Annotated in this window: 3 protein-coding genes, 1 tRNA gene and 1 pseudogene; 2 read left to right on the top strand and 3 right to left on the bottom strand. The window is 71.3% G+C overall.

What is annotated here, in order from left to right:
* Together ACNFOC_RS52560 and ACNFOC_RS52555 are read left to right on the top strand one after the other, a co-directional pair.
* The coding region (locus ACNFOC_RS52560; RefSeq protein WP_416966049.1) for a N,N-dimethylformamidase beta subunit family domain-containing protein at window positions 1-1332 on the top strand (1332 nt) is incomplete at its 5' end.
* Window positions 1333-1424: 92 nt separating this feature from the next.
* The gene (locus tag ACNFOC_RS52555) at window positions 1425-2324 is read left to right on the top strand and encodes a phosphoribosylaminoimidazolesuccinocarboxamide synthase (RefSeq protein ID WP_416966048.1); all 900 of its coding nucleotides are present in this window, start codon (window positions 1425-1427) and stop codon (window positions 2322-2324) included.
* A 46-nt stretch (window positions 2325-2370) separates the two neighbouring features.
* Here ACNFOC_RS52555 and ACNFOC_RS52550 read toward each other — a convergent pair.
* From ACNFOC_RS52550 to ACNFOC_RS52540, 3 genes and pseudogenes are all read right to left on the bottom strand, one after another.
* Window positions 2371-2443: transfer RNA gene (locus ACNFOC_RS52550), tRNA-Gly, on the bottom strand.
* 23 nt (window positions 2444-2466) lie between these two features.
* Window positions 2467-3084 (bottom strand): response regulator, encoded by a 618-nt coding sequence (locus ACNFOC_RS52545; protein WP_416966047.1) that lies wholly within the window; start codon window positions 3082-3084, stop codon window positions 2467-2469.
* Window positions 3081-3265 (bottom strand): annotated as a pseudogene (locus ACNFOC_RS52540) (sensor histidine kinase); the annotation flags it as partial. The gene ACNFOC_RS52545 and the pseudogene ACNFOC_RS52540, both read right to left, overlap by 4 nt.

Below are 3265 nucleotides of genomic sequence, written 5' to 3'. Positions count from 1 at the left end.
GAGACAGCCCCCAAGGTCCCCGCCCCGCGCGCGTCCGGAGGCGGCGGCCCGCGCTCCGCCGACGACGTCCGCCGCCAGATCAAGGGGTTCACCTCCGCCAGCGCGGTCGCCCCCGGCGAGGCGCTCGACTTCCACGTCACGGTCGACCCGCCCCAGGAGTTCGCCGTCGACGTGTACCGCATCGGCCACTACGGCGGTGACGGCGCCGCCAAGATCACCACCAGCCCCCGCCTCTCGGGCATCGTCCAGCCCCCGCCGCTCACCGCCGACCGCACGGTCTCCTGCCACCACTGGTGGCTGTCCTGGCGGCTTCAGATCCCGAGCTACTGGAGCATCGGCGCCTATGTCGCCGTCCTCACCACGGCCGACGGCTACCGCTCGCACATCCCGTTCACGGTCCGCGACAGCCACCCCGCCGACCTGCTCCTCCTCCTGCCCGACATCACCTGGCAGGCCTACAACCTCTACCCGGAGGACGGCCACACCGGCGCCAGCCTCTACCACGCGTGGGACGACACCGGCCGCCTCCTCGGCGAGTCCGAGGCCGCCACGACGGTCTCCTTCGACCGCCCGTACGCGGGCGAGGGCCTGCCCCTCCACGTGGGCCACGCCTACGACTTCATCCGCTGGGCCGAGCGCTACGGCTACGACCTCGCCTACGCCGACGCCCGCGACCTGCACTCCGGCCGCGTCGACCCCACCCGCTACCGGGGGTTGGTCTTCCCGGGCCACGACGAGTACTGGTCGACCCAGATGCGCCGTACCGTCGAACGCGCCCGCGATCACGGCACGTCCCTCGTCTTCCTCTCCGCCAACACCATGTACTGGCAAGTGGAGTTGGGGCCGTCCCCGTCCGGAGTCCCCGACCGACTGCTCACCTGCCGCAAGCGCCGGGGACCCGGCAAACCGGTGCTGTGGCGCGAAGTCGACCGCCCCGAGCAGCAGTTGGTCGGCATCCAGTACGCGGGCCGGGTGCCCGAGCCGCACCCCCTGATCGTCCGCAACGCCGACCACTGGCTGTGGGAGGCGACCGGCGCGGGTGAGGGCGACGCGGTCGAGGGCCTGGTCGCGGGTGAGGCCGACCGGTACTTCCCGCGCACCCAGCTGCCCTCGCACGAGGAGCGCATCCTGCTCGCCCACTCCCCGTACGCGGACGGCGAGGGCGCCCTCCGTCACCAGGAGACGTCCCTGTACCGAGCCCCCTCCGGCTCCCTCGTCTTCGCCTCCGGCACCTTCGCCTGGTCACCGGCCCTGGACCGCCCCGGCCACGTGGACGCCCGCGTCCAGCGCGCCACGGCCAACCTCCTGGACCGCATCTGCAAGCACGACTGACCTCCACGTACCGGGGCGACTCACCCCCTGTCCGGAGGCCGGTCACACATACGGGACAATCGAGCCAGTTGGAGAGACCCACTGGAGGAACCGTGTCCGGATTCGTAGAAAAGCCCGAGCCGCTCCAGGTTCCGGGCCTGACGCACCTCCACACCGGCAAGGTGCGCGAGCTGTATCAGAACGAGGCTGGCGACCTCGTGATGGTCGCCAGCGACCGCATGTCCGCGTACGACTGGGTACTGCCCACGGAGATCCCCGACAAGGGCCGCGTCCTCACCCAGCTCTCCCTCTGGTGGTTCGACCAGCTCGCCGACCTGATCCCCAACCACGTCCTCGGCACCGACCTCCCGCCCGGCGCCCCCGCCGACTGGGCGGGCCGCACCCTCATCTGCAAGTCCCTCCAGATGGTCCCGGTGGAGTGCGTGGCCCGCGGCTACCTCACCGGCTCCGGCCTGGTCGAGTACGAGGCGTCCCGCACGGTCTGCGGCCTCGCCCTCCCCGAGGGCCTGGTCGACGGCAGCGAACTCCCGGCCCCGATCTTCACGCCGGCCACGAAGGCCGCCGTAGGGGAGCACGACGAGAACGTGTCGTACGAGGAGGTCGCCCGTCAGGTCGGTGCCGACACCGCCGCGCAGCTGCGCCAGGCGACCCTCGCGGTCTACGGCCGCGCCCGGGACATCGCACGCGAGCGGGGCATCATCCTCGCGGACACGAAGTTCGAGTTCGGCTACGACGGCGAGACCCTCATCGCCGCCGACGAGGTCCTCACCCCGGACTCGTCCCGCTTCTGGCCGGCCGAGACCTGGGAGCCGGGCCACGCGCAGCCGTCGTACGACAAGCAGTTCGTGCGCGACTGGCTCACCGGGCCGGAGTCGGGCTGGGACCGTAAGAGCGAGCAGCCCCCGCCGCCGCTGCCGCAGCAGGTCGTGGACGCGACGCGCGCGAAGTACATCGAGGCGTACGAACGCCTGACGGGTCTGAACTGGGCCTAGAGGGCATGAAAAACCCCGGTCCACCCGGACCGGGGTTTTTACTTTGAGCGGACGACCAGGTTCGAACTGGCGACCTCAACCTTGGCAAGGTTGCGCTCTACCAACTGAGCTACGTCCGCGCTGCGCCGTGGCGCGAGAGCAACTATACCCAACCTCGCTCGCGTGCGAGACGCACTGCCGCATGACGGTTCTCGGCTCCGAGTTTCGAGACGGCGGAGGAGAGATAGTTCCGCACGGTGCCCTGCGAGAGCGCGGCCCGTTCGGCGATCTCCGCGACCGGCGCCCCGTCGGCGGCCAGCTCCAGCACCTCGGCCTCACGGGCGGTCAGCGGCGAGTCCCCGGCGGAGATCGCGTCGGCGGCCAACTCGGGGTCGACGTAACGGTTTCCGGCATGCACCGTACGGATGATCTCCGCGAGCCGCTGCGCACTGACGGTCTTCGGCACGAACCCCCGCACCCCGGCCGCCAGCGCCCGCTTCAGATGCCCGGGCCGACCGTGCCCGGTCACGATCAACACCCGGCAATCCGGCAACTCGGCCCGCAACGATGTGGCCACCTTCACACCGTCCGCCCCCGGCATCTGAAGATCGAGCACCGCCACATCCGGCACATGAGCCCGAGCCATGGCAAGCGCCTCGGGCCCGGTAGCCGCCTCGGCCACGACCACAAGGTCGTCCTCCAGCCCGAGCAACGCGGCGAGCGCACCCCGGATGAGGTGCTCGTCATCGGCGAGCAGGAGTCGTACGACGGGGGCGGTCACGCGACGGCCCCGGTCACGTCCGGCAACGGCACCGTCGCCACCACCCTGAACCGGTCCTCGCCCACGGTCCCCGCCTCCAGTTCTCCACCCACGGCGGTGAGCCGCTCCCGCAGCCCCACCAGCCCCGACCCACCGCTCGCCGTCGGTCCCGCCGGTCCCGTCGCCCCGTCGTTCTCAACGG

The sequence above is a fragment of the Streptomyces colwelliae genome (assembly GCF_048158785.1).
GTDB lineage: Bacteria > Actinomycetota > Actinomycetes > Streptomycetales > Streptomycetaceae > Streptomyces.
Note: the sequence above shows the minus strand (reverse complement) of the source record. Positions and strands in the feature narration are given on the sequence as shown.